The sequence below is a fragment of the Alteromonas sp. Mac1 genome (assembly GCF_001562125.1).
Classification (GTDB): domain Bacteria; phylum Pseudomonadota; class Gammaproteobacteria; order Enterobacterales; family Alteromonadaceae; genus Alteromonas; species Alteromonas stellipolaris.
In genome coordinates this window covers 3959816-3980042 of the sequence record NZ_CP013932.1, presented here as the reverse complement: position 1 = coordinate 3980042, position 20227 = coordinate 3959816, and the positions used below count along the sequence as shown (strand labels likewise).

Annotated in this window: 15 protein-coding genes, 2 tRNA genes and 1 rRNA gene; 10 read left to right on the top strand and 8 right to left on the bottom strand. The window is 43.5% G+C overall.

The window, feature by feature from the left end:
• The first annotated feature begins 369 nt into the window (after window positions 1-369).
• The 3 genes from AV939_RS16845 to AV939_RS16835 are packed head-to-tail and all read left to right on the top strand — an operon-like array spanning window position 370 to window position 4653.
• Window positions 370-2196, top strand: coding sequence for an assimilatory sulfite reductase (NADPH) flavoprotein subunit (locus tag AV939_RS16845; RefSeq protein WP_057789412.1), 1827 nt, complete (start codon window positions 370-372; stop codon window positions 2194-2196).
• Window positions 2196-3914, top strand: a complete 1719-nt coding sequence (gene cysI / locus AV939_RS16840; RefSeq protein ID WP_013782651.1) for an assimilatory sulfite reductase (NADPH) hemoprotein subunit — start codon at window positions 2196-2198, stop codon at window positions 3912-3914. Before AV939_RS16845 ends, cysI begins: the two co-directional genes overlap by 1 nt.
• Window positions 3907-4653, top strand: a complete 747-nt coding sequence (locus tag AV939_RS16835; protein WP_057789415.1) for a phosphoadenylyl-sulfate reductase — start codon at window positions 3907-3909, stop codon at window positions 4651-4653. The genes cysI and AV939_RS16835 overlap by 8 nt, the downstream gene beginning before the upstream one ends.
• A 109-nt stretch (window positions 4654-4762) precedes the next feature.
• Here the strand turns inward: AV939_RS16835 and AV939_RS16830 are convergent, their stop codons facing one another.
• Window positions 4763-5674 (bottom strand): TIGR03899 family protein, encoded by a 912-nt coding sequence (locus AV939_RS16830; RefSeq protein WP_063456780.1) that lies wholly within the window; start codon window positions 5672-5674, stop codon window positions 4763-4765.
• A gap of 134 nt (window positions 5675-5808) precedes the next feature.
• On the opposite strand from AV939_RS16830, the gene AV939_RS16825 reads away from it, so the two are divergent.
• Window positions 5809-8043 (top strand): bifunctional diguanylate cyclase/phosphodiesterase, encoded by a 2235-nt coding sequence (locus AV939_RS16825; RefSeq protein ID WP_057789417.1) that lies wholly within the window; start codon window positions 5809-5811, stop codon window positions 8041-8043.
• Between the two features lie 4 nt (window positions 8044-8047).
• Here the strand turns inward: AV939_RS16825 and AV939_RS16820 are convergent, their stop codons facing one another.
• Complete coding sequence (locus tag AV939_RS16820; RefSeq protein WP_057789419.1) at window positions 8048-8626, bottom strand: uracil-DNA glycosylase family protein; 579 nt, start codon at window positions 8624-8626, stop codon at window positions 8048-8050.
• A 115-nt stretch (window positions 8627-8741) separates the two neighbouring features.
• On the opposite strand from AV939_RS16820, the gene AV939_RS16815 reads away from it, so the two are divergent.
• Window positions 8742-9056 (top strand): hypothetical protein, encoded by a 315-nt coding sequence (locus AV939_RS16815; protein ID WP_057789421.1) that lies wholly within the window; start codon window positions 8742-8744, stop codon window positions 9054-9056.
• A 52-nt stretch (window positions 9057-9108) separates the two neighbouring features.
• On the opposite strand, the gene sthA is transcribed toward AV939_RS16815, so the two are convergent.
• From sthA to AV939_RS16800, 4 genes are all read right to left on the bottom strand, one after another.
• Window positions 9109-10536, bottom strand: a complete 1428-nt coding sequence (gene sthA / locus AV939_RS16810) for a Si-specific NAD(P)(+) transhydrogenase (RefSeq protein ID WP_057789422.1) — start codon at window positions 10534-10536, stop codon at window positions 9109-9111.
• Between the two features lie 169 nt (window positions 10537-10705).
• Window positions 10706-11833: an acyl-CoA desaturase gene (locus tag AV939_RS16805; RefSeq protein ID WP_057789424.1), complete on the bottom strand. Its 1128-nt coding sequence runs from the start codon at window positions 11831-11833 to the stop codon at window positions 10706-10708.
• A 356-nt stretch (window positions 11834-12189) separates the two neighbouring features.
• Window positions 12190-12363: a hypothetical protein gene (locus AV939_RS20205; RefSeq protein WP_156454646.1), complete on the bottom strand. Its 174-nt coding sequence runs from the start codon at window positions 12361-12363 to the stop codon at window positions 12190-12192.
• Between the two features lie 48 nt (window positions 12364-12411).
• Window positions 12412-13737: a DsbA family protein gene (locus AV939_RS16800; RefSeq protein WP_057789426.1), complete on the bottom strand. Its 1326-nt coding sequence runs from the start codon at window positions 13735-13737 to the stop codon at window positions 12412-12414.
• Between the two features lie 283 nt (window positions 13738-14020).
• Here AV939_RS16800 and fabR point away from each other — a divergent pair, with 283 nt between their 5' ends.
• Entirely contained in the window at window positions 14021-14641 is a 621-nt protein-coding gene (gene fabR / locus AV939_RS16795) for an HTH-type transcriptional repressor FabR (RefSeq protein WP_057789428.1), read from the top strand.
• A gap of 64 nt (window positions 14642-14705) precedes the next feature.
• On the opposite strand, the gene trmA is transcribed toward fabR, so the two are convergent.
• Window positions 14706-15800 carry a tRNA (uridine(54)-C5)-methyltransferase TrmA gene (trmA, locus tag AV939_RS16790; RefSeq protein WP_057789430.1) on the bottom strand — a complete coding sequence of 365 codons (1095 nt, stop codon included), beginning with the start codon at window positions 15798-15800 and terminating at the stop codon, window positions 14706-14708.
• A gap of 157 nt (window positions 15801-15957) precedes the next feature.
• On the opposite strand from trmA, the gene AV939_RS16785 reads away from it, so the two are divergent.
• A complete protein-coding gene (locus tag AV939_RS16785) occupies window positions 15958-17235 on the top strand; it encodes a DUF5610 domain-containing protein (protein ID WP_057795900.1) in 1278 nt (425 codons plus the stop codon).
• 37 nt (window positions 17236-17272) lie between these two features.
• Here the strand turns inward: AV939_RS16785 and AV939_RS16780 are convergent, their stop codons facing one another.
• Entirely contained in the window at window positions 17273-17737 is a 465-nt protein-coding gene (locus tag AV939_RS16780; RefSeq protein WP_057789431.1) for an RNA recognition motif domain-containing protein, read from the bottom strand.
• Window positions 17738-18000: 263 nt separating this feature from the next.
• Between AV939_RS16780 and AV939_RS16775 the strand changes: the two genes are divergently transcribed.
• The 3 genes from AV939_RS16775 (at window position 18001) to AV939_RS16765 (ending at window position 19790) form a co-directional block, all read left to right on the top strand.
• Window positions 18001-19533: ribosomal RNA gene (locus AV939_RS16775) — 16S ribosomal RNA — on the top strand.
• 100 nt (window positions 19534-19633) lie between these two features.
• Window positions 19634-19709 (top strand) — tRNA-Ala (locus AV939_RS16770).
• Window positions 19710-19713: 4 nt separating this feature from the next.
• Window positions 19714-19790 (top strand) — tRNA-Ile (locus AV939_RS16765).
• The last annotated feature ends 437 nt before the right edge of the window (window positions 19791-20227 follow it).

The following is a 20227-nucleotide window of genomic DNA, read 5'->3' as shown; positions in this document are numbered from 1 at the left end:
GCAACGATTGAAAAGTTTGGGTAATTACAGCATATTTTGCCTTATTAGTCTTTATGGTTTTATCCTGAAACCTCTTTAATTATTAATTGTTTAGATGTTTTTTCGTTTGCCTAATAAAATGTGCTATTCGTTTTTACGTTTGCTTAAAACACCTTTTTTTAATACTTTTTTGGTTTATATTCTGTCAATTTATGGGTAGGAAAGCAGATAAATACTGTCAATCTGTTGTGAAGCCTGCAGAAAATAGCCCTGTTTATAATTCAATACTCACTCTTAATCACTTTCAGTAATAAAAAAGTTTCATTTATTCTTTTCTCTTCTTGTAGAAAGTCGTTAGCCTTATGCCCATCGAATTAAGGCTAAAGAATTATGTCACAACAATCGAACAATCCATCGGCTACTGGTGCCGTATTAAATGAACAACAGTTCAATGCAATTACCCAAGCAATTTCTGGGTTAAACCGTGATCAACTGACTTGGATCAGTGGCTATGCTGCCGGTATGGCCGCTGCACAAGGCGGCGCCGTTGCGCCAACTGCTACCGGTGCAGTAGCACCCGCGCAGACTGATGCCCCTACGCTTACGATTTTATTCGGCTCGCAAACCGGTAATGCGAAAGGCGTGGCACAGCAGTGTCAGGCTAAAGCGGAAGAAGCGGGCTTTAACTCTAAGTTAGTTAGCATGGCAGATTACAAGCCTCGTTCGCTTAAAGCTGAAACCCATGTGGCGCTATTTGTTAGCACCCATGGTGAAGGCGATGCGCCAGATGATGCAATCGAGTTACATGAATTTGTTAGCGGCAAGAAAGCACCTAAATTAACTAACACCAAGTACGCGGTATTAGGGTTAGGTGATAGTAGTTACGAATTCTTCTGTCAAACTGGCAAAGACTTCGATGAACGCCTAGGCAAACTTGGTGGAACCGAGTTGGTTGCGCGTGCCGATTGCGATGTTGATTATGAAGCACAAGCTGAAAGCTGGCTGAACGATTTAATTGCATCCCTTAAGAATGACTTTAGTGCAGCAGCGCCTACTGCCCAAGCGGTACAAACCGGCTCGGCGGTTCAAGGTGCACCCGAACAAGCGTATACCAAAAAAGCGCCTTTCACCGCGACCTTGCTTGATGCTCAAAAAATTACCGGCCGAGATTCAGTAAAAGACATTCGTCATATTGAGATTAGCCTAGAAGATTCTGGTATCACCTATAAAGCAGGCGATGCATTAGGTGTGTGGTTTAAAAATGCGCCAAGTCTTGTTGATGCGTTCATAGATACACTTTCTCTTGATGGCGATGCAGAAGTGAAGGTTGCTGACGCAACGCTCACGTTGCGTGAAGCGCTAAGTAGCAAGCTTGAGCTTACGCTTAGCTACCCTAACTTCATTAAAGCCTATCAAGCAGCGACAGGCTCTGAAAGCTTAGCCGCGATGATGGAAGATAAAGCTAAACTGCGCACTTATATGGCAGAGCGTCAATTGATTGATATTGTGCGCGATCATCCGGGCAGCTTAACTGCGCAACAACTTGTTGAAGCGTTTCGACCGCTAACACCACGCTTGTACTCTATTGCGTCTAGCCAAACCGAAGTTGAAGATGAAGTTCATCTAACGGTAGCTCACGTAGACTATGAAGCCTTTGGTCATCGTCACCAAGGCGGGGCGTCTGGTTTCTTATGCGAGTATTTAGAAGAAAACGGTGAAGTAGACGTGTTTGTTGAAAACAACGATCACTTCCGCTTACCTGATGATGCTAATACACCAGTCATTATGGTAGGCCCAGGTACCGGTATTGCGCCATTCAGAGCTTTCATGCAAGAGCGTGATGCACAAGATGCACAAGGCAAAAACTGGTTGTTCTTCGGGAACCCACATTTCACGCAAGACTTCTTGTATCAAGTGGAATGGCAAGGCTACGTGAAAGACGGCCTACTAGATAAAATTACTTTGGCATTCTCTCGCGACCAAGAAGAGAAAGTGTATGTGCAGCACCGTTTGCTTGAGCATGGAAAAGAAGTGTACGAATGGCTTCAGCAAGGCGCACATTTTTATGTGTGTGGCGATGCAATGTACATGGCGAAAGATGTAGAAAACGCACTTATCAGTATTGTGCAACAGTACGGCGAAAAGTCAGAAGCCGATGCTAAAGCGTACTTAGTTGAATTACGCAAAGCGAAACGTTACCAGAAGGATGTCTATTAATGAGCAATGAAAAATCACCATTTATCGTTGAGGGCAAACTGGCTGACAACGAGCGTTTAAAGCGTGAAAGTAATAACTTGCGCGGCACTATCGAAACAGATTTAAAAGACGATTTAACCGGTGGGTTTACAGCGGATAATTTCCAACTTATTCGCTTCCACGGTATGTATCAGCAAGATGACCGCGATATTCGCGCCGAGCGTGCTAAGCAAAAACTAGAGCCGTTGCATAATGTAATGCTACGTGCCCGTTTACCAGGTGGGGTTATTACCCCTGACCAATGGTTAGCTATCGACAAGTTTGCCGCCGACCACACTATGTACGGCAGTATTCGTCTTACTACCCGTCAAACGTTCCAGTTTCATGGTGTATTAAAGCCGAAAATTAAGTCGATGCACCAAATGCTTAATAAAGCCGGTATCGACTCTATTGCTACTGCAGGTGACGTAAACCGAAACGTACTTTGTACCTCTAACCCGGTTGAGTCTGCCTTACACGTTGAAGCATATGCGTGGGCTAAAAAGATAAGCGAGCACTTACTTCCTAAAACCCGTGCTTATGCTGAAATTTGGCTAGATGGCGAAAGAGTTGAAACCACTGAAAAGCCAGTAGAACCAATTTTAGGTGACAATTACTTACCTCGTAAGTTTAAAACTACAGTAGTTATTCCACCACAAAACGATGTAGATGTTCACGCGAACGATCTTAACTTTGTGGCTATTGCTGAAAACGGTAAGCTGATTGGTTTTAACGTATTAGTGGGCGGCGGCCTAGCCATGACGCATGGCGATAAGAGCACCTTCCCACGTAAAGCCAGTGACTTCGGTTTTATTGGTTTGGATGACACATTAGCCGTTGCTGCAGCAGTAGTGACTACCCAGCGCGATTGGGGTAACCGTGTTAATCGTAAAAACGCCAAAACCAAATACACACTAGAACGTGTGGGTGTAGACAATTTTAAAGCTGAAGTAGAGAAGCGTGCAGGCGTTACCTTTGGCGAAACCCGTCCTTATGAATTCACGACTCGCGGCGATAGTTTCGGTTGGGTTGAAGGTATAGACGGCAAATACCATTTAACGTTATTTATCGAAAACGGCCGAATTTTAGATTATCCGGGTAAAACCTTAAAAACAGGGTGTGCTGAGATTGCAAAAATTCATACCGGCGACTTCCGCTTAACTGCGAATCAGAACCTGATTGTTGCGGGTGTACCAGCAGAAGATAAAGAAAAGATTGAAGCCTTGGCCCGTGAGCACGGACTTATTGCGCCAGAGACTTCAAATCAACGTCTTGATTCTATGGCTTGTGTTGCCTTGCCAACCTGCCCATTAGCAATGGCAGAAGCAGAACGCTATTTGCCTGATGCGGTAACGGAACTTGAAGGTTTGCTAGCGAAGCATGGTTTAGCGGACGACAGTATTATTTTCCGTGTAACGGGCTGCCCGAATGGGTGTGGTCGTGCCATGTTGGCCGAAGTTGGTTTAGTGGGTAAAGGCCCTGGTAAATATAACTTCCACTTAGGTGGCGATCGTGAAGGAACCCGTATTCCTAAGATGTATCGTGAAAACATCAGTGAAGAAGAAATTATGGCCGAACTTGATTCATTAATTGGCAAGTGGGCGAAAGAGCGTAACGGTAACGAATCGTTCGGTGATTATGTTATTCGCGCTGAAATTGTCGCGCCCGTTGTCGATTCAGCTAGAGACTTTTATGAGTAATTCGACGCTAATTAATAGCAGTCCGTTAGCATTTGATATCAGCAAGGAAGCCCTTGCCGATATCAATGTTGAACTGGAAGAGATGAGTGCTCAAGCCCGCGTTGCGTGGGCGCTTGAAAACTTACCTGACAGTCACATTGTGTCATCAAGCTTTGGTGCCCAATCTGCGGTTATGCTACACATGCTTACCCAAGCTAAGCCAGATATTCCCGTAGTATTAACGGATACTGGCTATTTGTTTCCTGAAACCTACAAGTTTATTGACGAGCTGAAAGACGCATTGAATCTAAACTTGCACGTGTATAACGCAGATATTTCATCTGCGTGGCAAGAAGCTCGCTTTGGTCGATTATGGGAACAAGGTGTTGAAGGCATTGAGCAGTACAACCGAATGAACAAGGTTGAACCTATGCAGCGTGCTTTGAAAGAACTTAACGCAGGTACATGGTTTGCCGGTTTACGCCGCAGCCAATCTGATACCCGCGGCAAATTACCTGTGCTTCAAAAGGTAGGCAATCAGTTTAAGCTCTATCCTATTATTGATTGGAGCAACAAAGATCTGCACTACTATTTGAAAGAGCATGGTTTGTCGTACCATCCTTTGTGGGATGAAGGCTATGTATCTATTGGCGATTGGCATACTACGCAATCATTGCAAGAAGGCATGAGTGAACAAGATACTCGTTTCTTCGGACTTAAGCGTGAATGTGGGTTGCACGAGTTTGGTGACGGAATTTAATCTGTCACCCCGTTCGCCTAGCTCACCGAAACAGTGGGGCTGGCGAACCATGTCTGAGTAGCCGGTCTAAAAAAGGCGGTGCTAAAATAGGTGGGGCTCAAACTGCGGGTTAATGAATATTAAAGACTTCGCTTAATACGCCCTTAAGTGCCGATAGGTAAGCTGGGTTTTGTTTTCTTGGTACGAGCTTATAAAGCTCACTACCTACTGCGGTAAACTTAAAATACACCAAGGCGACACCTGGCTGCTTACTTTCTAGTGTGAATTGCTCGGCACCACAGCGCCAACTTGTTTGTTGACCTTCTGCATACTCACCGCTTTCAATCTCACTGGCATAAAGTAGCTTCATATCTTGAAGGGCAAGTAAATCAGGATAGGAAAGACCCACAGAGGCTAAATTTAACTGTTCCGGTACTGCACGTTTGAAAAACGATAGTATGCCTTTTTTCCTATGGAAACCGACTAATATACGAGGGATGGTATCATGTTGCCGTCTACTGGCTATACTAACCGCCTTCGCAAAGACTTTCGCATCTCTGTGAGTAAGCAATTTTAGCATTTGTAAGCTGCGAAGAGAAAAGCTGCCGGGTTTACTTACCTCAACGGCAAAAATCTTGCCCCAAAGCTCCTGCATTCCTGGACTGTGGATCTCTTCTGCCATATTGCTAAAAGCAAAAAACCAATCTGGATCAAGTCCATCACTTTCTGATTCGGTTATAGTTACATTTAGTGCTATATTTAAGACAGCTTGGAGGTTTACAGCTTTTTGTAATTCAATTATCTGCTTTCTTCGTTCTAACGTGTTTCGTTGGCTTTTCGGATCTTTCGCCATTGAAGGAGAAATGCCGACACGAGAGAACCAAGAGAGTATCTTTTGTCGTACAAAGTGCGTCGGTGTATCTTGTTGCACGTTTTGAGTCGCACTTTGGTTTGGATTGTCGTTACGGCTAGCCGGCGATGGTTCAGTAGGGCGCTTGGTCTTAGGAAGTGAACTAGTATAAGGATCAGGGGTTATCTTCATTTTAATATGTAGATTGCCATTAAAAGCATAAACAATAGGTTACCACTATTGCATTGCAGTATCGAATTAGCAATTCTGATAAACATCATATGGGAAAAAGTATGTGTGAATCAGTGACGAGGGTTTAAGCAGTTATGTCGGCAACGGATTACGATAATGATGAACTTATCTTCTTAGATGACGATGGAAGTTCTGATATCGACACTACGATTTATAAGGAATGGAACATTCTCATCGTTGATGACGACGAGGAAATTCATACCGTTACGCGTCTCGCGCTCTCCGACCTTATTGTAAATGATAGAAAGCTTAATTTCTTACATGCCTATTCGGCTAAAGAAGCCAAAACACTCTTGCACGATTACGGTAAGTCTATTGCGATTATTCTTCTGGATGTAGTGATGGAAACTGACGACGCCGGTTTCGATGTTGTGCGTTACATTCGCGAATCTATGGGGCTAACCGAGCCTCGTATTGTCTTAAGAACAGGGCAACCTGGTTATGCGCCAGAAGAAGAAGTGATTAAGCTTTATGATATTAACGATTACAAAACAAAGACTGAGCTTACCCGCGCTAAACTGATGACCACGGTTATCTCTTCTCTGCGCTCCTATCAGCAAATAATGACAATCAATCAAAACCGCATTGGTTTAGAAAAAATCATTACCTCGTCGGCCAATCTTTTTGAAGAGCATTCTGTAAAAGGGTTTTGCGAAGGGGTTGTCACTCAAATTAGTTCGTTGATTGGATTAGATGCTGAAGGGCTTGTTTGCGCTAGGGCTGGTTCGGTTTTAGATAAAGACGACAACGGTGTGTATATCTTAGGGGCAGCTGGGGAATATGCTTCTTTTATTAATGAATCCATCGATAATATTAATAACAGTGAAATTTCAGAGCAAGTAGGTCGTTGTCTTCGCTTAAAACGTCATATTTTCGAATCTGATTCATCTGTGTTGTATATAAACCGTTCTGGGTTTGAAGCGGCCGTTTATGTGAACATGGTAAGTGAAATTACTAACCTAGATAAAAGCTTGTTAGAAGTGTTTTTATCCAGTATTTCAGTAGGCTACGAAAACGTAAACTTGTTCCATCAATTAAGAAATGCTGCTTTCAGGGATTGGCTCACACGACTTCCTAATCGTAATGAATTTATCAATATGCTCGATAAACCGCATATTTTTGCCTGTGAAAACTGTTCAGTCGCGCTTATTGATGTAAACCACTTTTCAGACATTAACGATGGTTTAGGCCAAGAGGCTGGAAACGAGTTATTGCGTGCTATCAGTGATAGGTTTCAAGCTTGCTTCGATGACTCGGTGAAAATTGGGCGCATTGGCGCGGATGTGTTTGGGCTTATCGGCCCTTCAAATGTGGTTAACCCAGACAATATCAATTCATTGTTTCAATCGTCGTTTAAAGTTAGCGACCACACCTTACCGGTGAACGTGACAATTGGGCTATGTCAGCTCGATGACAAACGAAATATTGGCTTAGAAATTTTGAAACGCATTAATATTGCGTTAAACCGCGCGAAAAAGAACATCAGCGATAACTTCGAATATTTTGCGAAAGATATTGAAGATAAAACGACGTGGCGCCTTGAAATGATCCGTCGCCTGCGTAGCGACTTTATGGCACGTAAGCTGGAGTTATGGTTTCAACCACAAGTAGACTTAGTCAGTGAAAAAGTGGTAGGTATGGAAGGTTTGCTACGTTGGCCTGATGGCAATAATGGCTATATTTCGCCGGCTGTGTTTGTGCCTATGGCTGAGTATTCAGGTCTTATTGTAGATATTGGTGAGTGGGTACTTGAAGAAGCATGCCGCCGATTGAAAGATTTAAAAGAGGCGAATTTCGGCGACTTACGGGTTGCGGTAAATATATCAATGCCTCAATTTAGAGATAGGTCATTTGTTAGTAAAGTGCTTGGCACTATTAGCGCATCTGAATGCGATCCAAGTCTACTCGAGTTAGAAATAACAGAAAGTGTGGTGATGGATGAACCGCAAATTGTGATAGATGCCCTTAGAACGTTAAAAGAGCATGGTGTAGCCATAGCAATAGACGACTTCGGAACGGGGTTTTCTTCTATGAGTTACTTGCAGCAACTCCCATTAGATCGTTTAAAAGTAGATCGCTCGTTTATCCGAGACATTGAACCGGGTAAAAGTGCAGTGCTTGCCGAGACTATTGTGACTTTAGGAAACAAATTAGGGCTGCTCACTATTGCTGAAGGGATTGAAACCAAAGAGCAAGCTGAGTATATGATTGAATTGGGTTGTAACGAAGCGCAGGGTTTCTTCTACGCTAAACCCATGCCATTTAGTGAATTGATGGATTACCTTGTATCGCAAAAAGACGCGAACTAACGATTCACTTTAGTCGTGGCGTTAAACGCTCTACCACGTGAGGTAGATACTCAGTTTCAAACCAAGGGTGCTGTGCAAGCCAGCGGTTGTTTCTACCAGACGGGTGGGGCAGCACAGCAAACCTCTCATCACGATTGTTCTTTATAGCGTCTGTTAACGTTCGGTACTCGGGTAAGTAATATTGCTGGGCATATCTACCGACAAGCAGGATTAATTCTGGTCGTATGGCGTCTAACATCCTATTGTGCCAAGTGGGGGCACATTCTTTTCTAGGTGGTGCATCAGCCCCATTTTTGTAGCCAGGAAAGCAAAATCCCATAGGCATAATGGCTAATTTGCTTTCATCGTAAAACGTTGTAGTATCAATTTTTAGCCACTGCCTCAGCCTTTCACCACTTTTATCACTGAAGGCTTTCGTGTTTTGATGTGCGATCAGGCCGGGCGCTTGACCAATTAGCACAACTTTTGCCTGTGGCCCAATTGAGAAAATTGGGTTTACGCCATAGGGAAGGTGTTCAATACACAACGAACACTGTTTCGCCTCTTTTACTAAATTATCAAAAATAATCGCCGAATTAGTCATATTATTTCACTTTGTAATATTGCTGTCATATTCCCATGATCCGATTTGACATTAAAACGTATATACATTATTATTTGATCATCGCAGTAATGAACTGCAGAACAGGAGATAAACCATGCGTAAAGTAGTACTAGGATTAACCTTAATGTCCGTCTTTGGTATTGCGCATGCGGGCTCTGGCGAAAACCAGCTTTTCGATTGTATGGACGCAAAATCGTTCGAATTGAATAATGAATGTATAGCTGAAAACATCAACAACAACATTCATTTCCGTGATGCACAAACTGAATTGGTAAATGTTGCCAGCGAAAGTCTTGGAGACTACGCAACTGCAACAATGACATTCGACCAAGAAAAGATGCAGATCGATATCGTAGCACATCGAGATGCGCTTTCAGCGCTAAATACTCTGGCTGCAAACCGAGATTAATCGCACTAAAAAAACCGGCACTAGGTGCCGGTTTTTTTGTGCCCAAATTTCCTTAAAATATTCTATTTAGCCCATTAATTGCTGCTACGCGATAAGCTTCGGCCATGGTTGGGTAATTAAAGGTCGTATTCACAAAGTAGTCGATGGTATTTCCTTCGCCCTTTTGCTGCATAATCGCTTGTCCAATGTGCACAATTTCAGATGCACGCTCTCCAAAACAATGAATACCTAAGACTTTCTTAGTTTCTCTATGAAATAGAATTTTTAAACTACCAACCTGTGTTGACGCAATCTGAGCGCGAGCCAAATGCTTAAACTGGGCTCTACCCACTTCGTAAGGTATTTTTGCGGCGGTAAGCTCTTGTTCGGTTTTACCCACCGAACTAATCTCTGGAATGGTATAAATGCCAGTGGGAATATCTGCCACCAATGCGGTGTGTGTCGTGGCCCCTAACATAGCTTCAGCGGCAAATCTGCCCTGATTGTAGGCAGCAGAGGCCAAGCTTGGGTATCCGATAACGTCGCCTACGGCGAAGATGTTATCTACTTGAGTTTGGTATTTTTCATTTACACTGAGTTGCCCGCGATTATCTGCTTTTAGACCAATGGCCTCTAAACCTAGCATGTCAGTATTACCGGTACGGCCGTTGGCAAACAATAAGCAATCAGCTTTCATTCGTTTACCTGACTCTAGGTTTAATACTACGCTGTCTTCTTTACCTTCCACCGACTTATAGGTTTCGTTATGCCTAATAAGTACGCCGTTGTTCCATAGGTGGTAACTTAGCGCATCTGAAATTTCGGTATCAAGGAAAGAAAGGAGTCTGTCTCGCATATTCACGAGGTCTACTTTTACGCCCATGCCGCGAAAGATACTGGCGTATTCTGACCCGATAACACCTGCACCGTAAATAATGATGGATTTGGGATCGTGATCAAGAGACAAAATAGTGTCTGAGTTATAAATTCTGGGATGATCAAAATCGATATCGGGTGGCGTGTAAGGGCGCGAGCCAGTGGCAATAGCAATTTGTGCCGCTGTTAAAATATCTTTCGAACCATCATCACGGACAATCTGTAAGGTATTAGCATCAAGGAAGCTAGCTTCACCGTGATACAAGTTAACGCGGTTTCTGTCATAAAATGACGATCTAAGACGAGTTTGACTTTTTACCACACCACTGGCGTGATGCATAATTTCTGCAAAAGTGAGGCTTCGGCTTAAATGATTGTCAGCAAAAAGGGGGGAGTTATTATATTCAATTAAGCGGCTAACGGAGTGCCTTAAAGCTTTCGACGGAATAGTACCCCAATGCGTACATCCACCTCCCACCGCTTCGTATCTTTCTACTACAGCGACTTTCTTGCCAGCTTTAGCTAATTGCATGGCTACGCCTTCACCCCCAGGTCCTGTGCCAATAACAATTGCATCATATTGGTAAGAAGGGGTTACTGGTTTGTCTTTTTGCTTTGTCGCCATAACTACATCCTATTTTTCAGTGGCCGCGTTTGTCGTAAAATAACTACTACTAATATTCTACGTTACTGGGTTTGTAACACTAACTCTAGTGCTAATCGCCAAATAAACAAAACCCACATGTGCAAAGCGCATGTGGGTTTTTAAATAAAGTGGCGTAGAGCCAATAAATCTACGCGACTTGAAGCGAAAGACTCTGCAATTGAAGCCATTTTTCTTTTTGAACGGCTAATGCATGCTTAAGCTCTTTGTACTTGTAGGTAAGCTCTAAGCCTTCTATGGTGCGTTTGAGTGATTTTTGTTTTACTTTCATCAAACGCTTTTTCGCCGCATAGTAATCAGACATACGTTGCATAAGTAGCTCGTACTCTTGCTCAATAGTTTGCATAAGCTCTTCTGCATTAGGTAATACAGATACTTGTTCGCTAGCGCGTTGCAATTGCATTGCTGCTCTTGCTTTTTCAATACGCTCTTCAGGCACACGACGTAGGTTATACGTTAGACCCATGTAAGAAAGCCCGCGGATTAACCATTTTGTTGGATCAAACTGATACCAACGAATACCGTTGCGATAGTCATATTCAAAAATATGATGGTAATTGTGATAACCCTCGCCAAAGGTGAAAAACGCAAGCACGCCGTTGTCTCTGGCCGTGTTTGAATCAGTGTACGGCTGGTTTCCCCAGAAATGTGCCAAGGAATTAATAAAGAAAGTGACGTGATGAACAAGCACCAAACGTAATACGCCAGCGACTAAAATCATGCCTAGGATGTCGCCATTTAACCAGCCCAAAAAGCCAGTAACGCCAAAGTTAGCAGCAAGAACGATTGGCAGGTAGTAGTTGTGTTGCCACATAACAACTTTATCTTTCTGCAAGTCTTTACAGTTTCTATAGTCGTCATATCGCTTTTCTTGATACTCGCGGAGCATCCAACCAATGTGTGCAAACCACAAACCGCGTTTTGCTGAATAAGGGTCTTTTTCGTTGTCATCTACATGACGGTGGTGAATTCTGTGATCTGAACTCCAGTGCAAGATACTATTTTGCAGTGCCATTGCGCCGCCGATAGCAAGTATTACGCGCACGACAATATTCGCATCATAGGTTTTATGTGACCACAGACGATGGTAACCGGCAGTAATTGACATACCAGTGAAATAAAATAAGAAAATCGCAGTGCCTATTTCCGCCCAATCAATTCCATGATTGATAACCCATACAGGTACGCCGATAAAGGCGATGGCGCCGGTAATTAAGAACACTAAGACATTCGTCAGGATAAGAGGTGGTTTATTCATTTTCTACAACTCAGCTTACAACTGTGCGCCAATTTATCGTTTTCTTGCTCATCAGGCAAGCAGAATGGACAGAAGTTCTGCTTACGTGTGTAAACTTTAATTATAGTAAGCTTCAAAAAATTGCCTACTACACTTTATGCTAAGGGCGTTTTAATGTTGTTTATAAAGGAAATTATTGAGTTACTTACATCTATAGGCGCTTCGAGCTGAGGGTAGTGTCCAATATTAGACAGTCTTACAATATGCTGCCTCGTGATAATTTCTTCATATCGTTGAGCCATATGTTCACCGGAGATAGCATCCGCACTCCCATTGACAATTTGAATCGGGCAGGGGCTATGTTTAAGAGCATCAACTTATCTTTCTCTGTGTGTAATTCGCTCGTTCATATAGCGAATTAGCTTATGGAAAACCCGCCTTCCTCCTCGACCATTTATTAATTGCCAAAAGTCTTCTAAATCTTGTTCGCTAGGTAGGGTGCGCTCACCAAATACATCGCACATGCTGCGCGTGATACTTTTCTTACTCATGCATAAGCCATTTAAATTACCTACTGCTGTATAAGTGTTATGTAGTGCTTAATTACTAGAAGCACTGTTATGAGAGTTAAGGTTTTGTCGAATGGCATCTTCCATAACAAATAATCTATCTTGGCCCCATACCTGAATATCTTTATATCTGAAAACGGGCACACCCCAACTGCCTTTTTGGTATATATCCGCTTGGTTTGCAGTAACCTCTTCTTTGTAGTCAGTATTGTTTAGATGCAACTTCGCTTCCTGCCAAGACAAACCTGCGCCTTCTACTATTTTCTTCATTCCACTATCAGTATCTGCTCTAACACCATGGGCATTTACCGCCTTGGCGAACGATAACAAATAGTCTAGATACTTGTTGTTTTCCCGAGCATAAGCTAATAGTGCATAGCATCGCTCTACACCTTCACCTAACGGGTCGGCGAGAAACCCATAATCAATCCCCAGTTTTTGCGCTTCGCGTTTTGTGTCTAGAAAAATATAAATGGCTTTTTTAGGGGGGACATACAACCCACGCATCATCATCGGCAGTACTGGCTTTACTTCAAGGGGAATGCCGTAGTGTATAGTTAGTTTTACCGCCTGTAGCAACGCAATATAAGAATAGGGGCTACGGGCAGACCAAAACAGCGTTAAGGGCTCGCTGTACTTTTCCTTCACGTCAGTAAAATTGAAAGGCTGAAAAAGCGGTGCGTAGGTTTTATTAAATTCAATTTGAGTGTTGGGTTGATTTGCATAGCCTTCATCGATAAGTCGACGTTCTAGGTGATCGAGCCTATCTACACCCCAATACCATTCGCCATCGTAATAAGTCGTGGCGGGCAGGTAGTGACCTTTCAAGAAAAGTTGATGTTGGTGTGCTTTAAAACGTTTCTCTAATGCCGCCTCATCAACGCTCAAGAAGGCATCAATCTGATCACCTTTCCAATAGGCAAGTAGTAATTCAGTAATACCTGTCCATGAAGTGCCTTCATCTATTTTTTGCTGAACGGCACAGGACGCAGTAAAAACTGAGCGAGCTTGGTGAGTAACCCCAGTAGCCGAGCACGGAAACTGAAGGCGGTAGACGTTTGCTAAATGCATCGCATCGTTAACTGAGTGTTGGTTCCACATAGCTAATTCGGGGAACATCACTGGATCTGAATTGATAATGACGCGAGCTGTTATCGTGACGCGATACTTTTCTTCTAGTTTAGGTAAAGCTTGAACAAGTAAAAGTGAGTAAGGGTCATCTACTTTAATGAAAACCTCTAATTTAGGTACATCACGAGTAAAAAGGCGTGCACAAGTATAATAGGCACGTTTAATACTTCGTAGCGTGTTACTCGAAATTAACTGTAGCACGTAAGGCTGAATACTTTTTTTCATTATTAGGTCAGCTATTTTTGTTCATATAGGTCGTTAACTCCATGTAGACGCTTAGTGCCATAGCCTTATATTCCGACAGTAATTGGAGCTAGGGGGATAATGGCTATATGGTTAACAACTTGTTAAAATAAGGCTGTACAGTAACAACAGTTACTAAAAAACGCTACGGAGATAGTATTGAGTAAGCGCTAATAGTTTTTCGGCCTAGGGCAGAATGAATTTAAGCTTCTCCCTATAGGCACTCATGCGATAGACTAGTAAAGACTAACAAACTGGTATTATTGTGACTCGTCAGGAACAAAAGCTTAAAACCCGCCAAAATATCATTCATGCGGCATTCCTATTACTGGATGAAAACCGCAGTTTGTCTGCTATTAGCTTACGTGAAGTAGCACGAGAAGCTGGCATTGCACCAACGTCTTTCTACCGACACTTTAAAGACATGGATGAATTAGGATTAACACTGGTGGATGAAGCTGGGTTAGCCCTTCGTCAATTAATGCGCCAAGCTCGCCGTCGAATTGCTTCAGGTGGCGGGGTAATCCACACGTCAGTTGAAACCTTCATGGAGTTCATTTCTGCAAACAAAAATGTATTTCGATTATTGTTGCGGGAACATACAGGCACATCAGCTGCATACCGAATGGCGGTCTTTCGCGAAATTCAGCATTTTATTGAAGAGCTAACCGATTACATCATCGAGCAGCAAAGCGTAGAGTACAACATTGCGCAGCTCCAAGCGGATGCTATGGTTAGGTTGGTATTTAGTGCAGGGGCAGAAGCACTAGAAGCTGATACTAAGTTGAAGATGGAAATTGGCGAAAGGGTTAAAGCCCAATTACGTTTCGTGCAATTGGGCGCAATGTCGAAGCTTTCATCAGAGATATCTTCCGACGCATCTTAAGCTTTAAAGCCTAAGTGTGCTGCCGATTTATTGACAATATGCGACATTCACAATATACAGAGCATTACTTTTTGGTGAGTAACACACCTGCTTCTATATGGTGGGTGAAAGGGAATTGATCGAACAGCGCCGCATTTGCTACTTCGTGAGTTTCACAAAGCAGGCCTAAGTTTTCAGCTAAGGTTTCAGGGTTACAAGAAATATAGATAATATTATCGTACCCTTGAATCATCTTTAATGAATCTACGTCTAACCCTGCCCGAGGAGGGTCGACCAATACAGTAGTAAAATTGTATTCAGTTAAGTTGATACCTTCTAAACGAGAGAAGCTTCTTTCCCCGTTCATTGCTTCAGTAAACTCTTCAGCCGATAGTCTCACAATTTTCACGTTATCTAAGTGGTTTGCCGCAATATTATATTGCGCTGCTTGTACCGAGGGCTTTGCTATTTCGGTTCCTATCACGTTGTCAAAATGAACTGCCAATGGCATTGAGAAGTTCCCTGCACCACAATACATTTCGAGTAAATCGCCGGTTAGGGGAGCAGAGCATTCAAGTGACCACTCAATCATGCTGCAATTCACTTCTGCATTAGGTTGAGTAAAGCTATTTTCGATATGTTTGAATTCAAATTCACGGCCATTAATAGGTAGACGTTCTATAATAAAATCGTTACCCACAATGCGTTTTTGCTTTCTAGCCCGCCCAATAATACTTACCGCGGTAAATTGCGTAGCTAAAAAGGTGCGAAGTAGTTCAGCTTGCGCTTCCCATTCATCATCAAGTGGCTTGTGATAAAGAAGGCTAATAACCAGTTCGCCGGATAGCCCAGTTAAATAATCAATTTGGAAAAGTTTTTTGCGCAGCAGTTCATTTGGCTTTAAATATTCTATTAACTGCTGCATTGCATTGTTGATGGTTTCACTTGCTGGTGGAAATGTATCTACGCGGTATTTCTCTTTAGAACCCTGATCGAACATGATGTGATAAAGATCGTCACCGTCATGCCATACGCGAAATTCAGCTCGCATGCGGTAGTTTTCAGGTTTAGACGGATACACCGACAGGGTAGGGGCGTTAAACGGCGCAAGGAGAGTACCTAACCGATCCACTTTCTCATCGAGTTGAGCTTGATAGTCTTTTGCAGTGGTGGTTGTCATGTGGTTCTCCGAACATCATTTAAATAAGGCTGCGAATTGTAGTGCCTTATATTATATGTGCAACGGATAAAACTCACAGAAGCAAAAATTTAGTATTAAAATTAAACAATACGTGATTGGTGCCGATAACTTGATTGAGGATAGTGAGGATCAAATTATGAACGTGAGTCAAATTAAGGCTTTCATGGGCGACCAGAAAGTGGATGAAAAGGCATCGGTTCACCCGAATGAAGCTATAAAGAAGCAGCTTCAACAGGAAGGCTTACAACAAGCTGCCGAGTTTACCAAGCAGCATTCAGCGACGGTCACCGTGAATAGCACGCAAACCAGTATTGGCTTAAAGGTCTTCAGTGGTAGCTTAAGTCAGAATGTGGTTGTTGATGGCAAGCGCCCGAATGAAAGCAAACAGTCAGGTGACGGCGAAGAAAATAAAAGTTTATTCGATTTCGAGAAAGTCGCACGTAATGTACTTGGGTTCGTGACCGGTGTCATTCAAGGTGCGGCTGATGGAGGTGCGGATGACGATACCCTGAAAGGGTTGTTTGGTCAGGCCCGTGAAGGGGTAAGTCGTGGATTCGCTATGGCTGAAAAGGATCTCGCTGGCTTTATGAATGATGAGATTGAAGAAGGTGTTACGCGTAGTCGCGAAATGATAGACGGCGGCATCAATGATCTGGAACAGAATATCTTCAATCCTAATCCAGTGAGTGTGAGCGAGCTTAACGCGGTATCTGCATCTGATGCTAAATCAGGTAGTTTGCTTATTCGAACCAAAGATGGGGATGAAGTAAACCTTAGCTTTGAAAGTATCAGACAATTTAGCGCTGCGAGTCAGGCTTCGCTGTATATACCCGCAAATGACGATACTGAAGAATCTAGTTCGAATACAGGTTCAGTTGTGGCGCAGCAGTCATCTCAATATGAATACTTTGAACGAAGTGGCATTAGCTTTTCGTTAAAGGGTGAAATAGACGAAGATGAAATGACAGCTATTGCAAACCTTGTGGGTGAAGCACAAGATTTAGCTGATACCTTCTATAGCGGCGATATGGATAAGGCGTTCGAACAAGCATTGAATTTAGGTTTCGATGATAAAGAGTTAGTTGGGTATGCGTTGCAGTTAAACCGTACTACACAAACCGAAATGGTAAAGGCTTATGAGAACGTTAAGCATTATAGTGAAGAAGGTGAAGCGGAAAACCAATACGGTAATGTTGTAAGCCCAATAGCACAGTATCTAGAAAAGATGATGTCTACATTTGGAAATGCTGAGAATACATTAGGCTCTGGCGATGATTACAACACATTGCTTGCAGGTATTATTAGTGAAATGAAAGATGTACAAATACCAGATTTAGTATCGGCTATAAATCGCTTCCATACGTTTAACCAAAACTTATTGAACGCGATGCCACAGCAAGTGGCTTCAGAATAAAGTAAAAAAAACCTGGGTCATGCCCAGGTTTTTTAATTTATGCTTGTTCTACTTTATCTTTAGCTGGCCTAACTTTTAATGTTCGCTCTTGGAACACTGAGTCGTTAGTCTTCGCTATTACTGGGTCAAGGTCGCTCGTTATCACTTCAATAAAGCCATAACCTTTTCGCTTGCCAGTTTTTCTATCCTTCATGAGTCGGACAGATTGCACTTCGACAAAACTACCAAAATACTCTTTAACCGCAGATTCGTTTGCACGATACGGTAGATTACCCACATAGAGTGTTTCAGTGGTTGTGCTGCTGGTGGAGGGCGCAGCTGTTTCAGAGGGTGAATTGTTAAGGAGTGAAGCTAGCCACGGCGTTAAAATACCGCTTATTAATAAAGACGCTGAAACCGTTAACGGAACGTGCGCTTCTATACTAGCTGATGAAAACAACAGATATCCTGCGATTGCAAAGATAGCACTAATAACAGTGCATTGAATAAAGCCTACTTTCATATACAACGAAACGCGTAGAATGCGCATCCGCTTCGAAGAGAAGCGCTCATCGAAAAGGCAACGGCCGTTCGGGTGAGGTGAGGAAGTCTAAGCAACTATATGTAGTGTTAGTCCTCCTTGCGCAAAAACAGAATGCTTCGCATTATGATTTTTGCACGATAGTTCTTTAACAATTTATAACAAGACAATCTGTGTGGGCACTCATTAAGAGTGTCACACAACGACGATTCATATTCGATATATTTATTTAATTGAAGAGTATTTAATTGAAGAGTTTGATCATGGCTCAGATTGAACGCTGGCGGCAGGCCTAACACATGCAAGTCGAACGGAAACATGTCTAGCTTGCTAGATGATGTCGAGTGGCGGACGGGTGAGTAATGCTTGGGAACTTGCCTTTGCGAGGGGGATAACAGTTGGAAACGACTGCTAATACCGCATAATGTCTTCGGACCAAACGGGGCTTCGGCTCCGGCGCAAAGAGAGGCCCAAGTGAGATTAGCTAGTTGGTGAGGTAAAGGCTCACCAAGGCAACGATCTCTAGCTGTTCTGAGAGGAAGATCAGCCACACTGGGACTGAGACACGGCCCAGACTCCTACGGGAGGCAGCAGTGGGGAATATTGCACAATGGGGGAAACCCTGATGCAGCCATGCCGCGTGTGTGAAGAAGGCCTTCGGGTTGTAAAGCACTTTCAGTTGTGAGGAAAAGTTAGTAGTTAATACCTGCTAGCCGTGACGTTAACAACAGAAGAAGCACCGGCTAACTCCGTGCCAGCAGCCGCGGTAATACGGAGGGTGCGAGCGTTAATCGGAATTACTGGGCGTAAAGCGCACGCAGGCGGTTTGTTAAGCTAGATGTGAAAGCCCCGGGCTCAACCTGGGACGGTCATTTAGAACTGGCAGACTAGAGTCTTGGAGAGGGGAGTGGAATTCCAGGTGTAGCGGTGAAATGCGTAGATATCTGGAGGAACATCAGTGGCGAAGGCGACTCCCTGGCCAAAGACTGACGCTCATGTGCGAAAGTGTGGGTAGCGAACAGGATTAGATACCCTGGTAGTCCACACCGTAAACGCTGTCTACTAGCTGTTTGTGACTTTAAGTCGTGAGTAGCGAAGCTAACGCGATAAGTAGACCGCCTGGGGAGTACGGCCGCAAGGTTAAAACTCAAATGAATTGACGGGGGCCCGCACAAGCGGTGGAGCATGTGGTTTAATTCGATGCAACGCGAAGAACCTTACCTACACTTGACATGTTGAGAAGTTACCAGAGATGGTTTCGTGCCTTCGGGAACTCAAACACAGGTGCTGCATGGCTGTCGTCAGCTCGTGTCGTGAGATGTTGGGTTAAGTCCCGCAACGAGCGCAACCCTTGTCCTTAGTTGCCAGCATTCAGTTGGGCACTCTAAGGAGACTGCCGGTGACAAACCGGAGGAAGGTGGGGACGACGTCAAGTCATCATGGCCCTTACGTGTAGGGCTACACACGTGCTACAATGGCATATACAGAGGGATGCGAGACAGTGATGTGGAGCGGACCCCTTAAAGTATGTCGTAGTCCGGATTGGAGTCTGCAACTCGACTCCATGAAGTCGGAATCGCTAGTAATCGCAGGTCAGAATACTGCGGTGAATACGTTCCCGGGCCTTGTACACACCGCCCGTCACACCATGGGAGTGGGATGCAAAAGAAGTAGTTAGTTTAACCTTCGGGAGAACGATTACCACTTTGTGTTTCATGACTGGGGTGAAGTCGTAACAAGGTAACCCTAGGGGAACCTGGGGTTGGATCACCTCCTTACCAACATGTCGATGGTGACATTGTTAGTGTAGTGCCTACACAGATTGTTTTGTTATTAAATGAAGAACGACACGAAGTTTTTTGTAGTTATACAGAAAATGGGGCTATAGCTCAGCTGGGAGAGCGCCTGCCTTGCACGCAGGAGGTCAGCAGTTCGATCCTGCTTAGCTCCACCACTACAGGCTTGTAGCTCAGCTGGTTAGAGCGCACCCCTGATAAGGGTGAGGTCGGCAGTTCAAGTCTGCCCAAGCCTACCATTTACCTTCACTTGCTTTGCAAGTGGTCGTAAAAAATCCGCTTAACCGGAAGCGGAGCTTCCTGACGGTTTTTCTACTCGCTAAAGTTAGCGGTAGTTATGAATCAACTTAGAAAGCTTGTTTTTGTGTCATGTTGGACCATGAATCCTAATGAATTTTTACTCGAATGAGTAAGCATTGATTAGGGTTTTTTACTCTAAGGAAGAAAGTAATGCTTTTAGCATGAAATATCCAACGTTCTTTAACAATTTGGAAAGCTGATATTTAATTAGTAAATCAATCAAACGAAAGACGTACTTACTACTCTACTTGACTTGAATTGCTTGTTATCAATCTTAATTTGATAGCAAGGCAATTTCACGATTAGCTTGTCATGCATACAACTGAGTTAGATCTCATCCAGTCCTGATTTCAAAAGGCGGGAGAGCTCTTCGCTC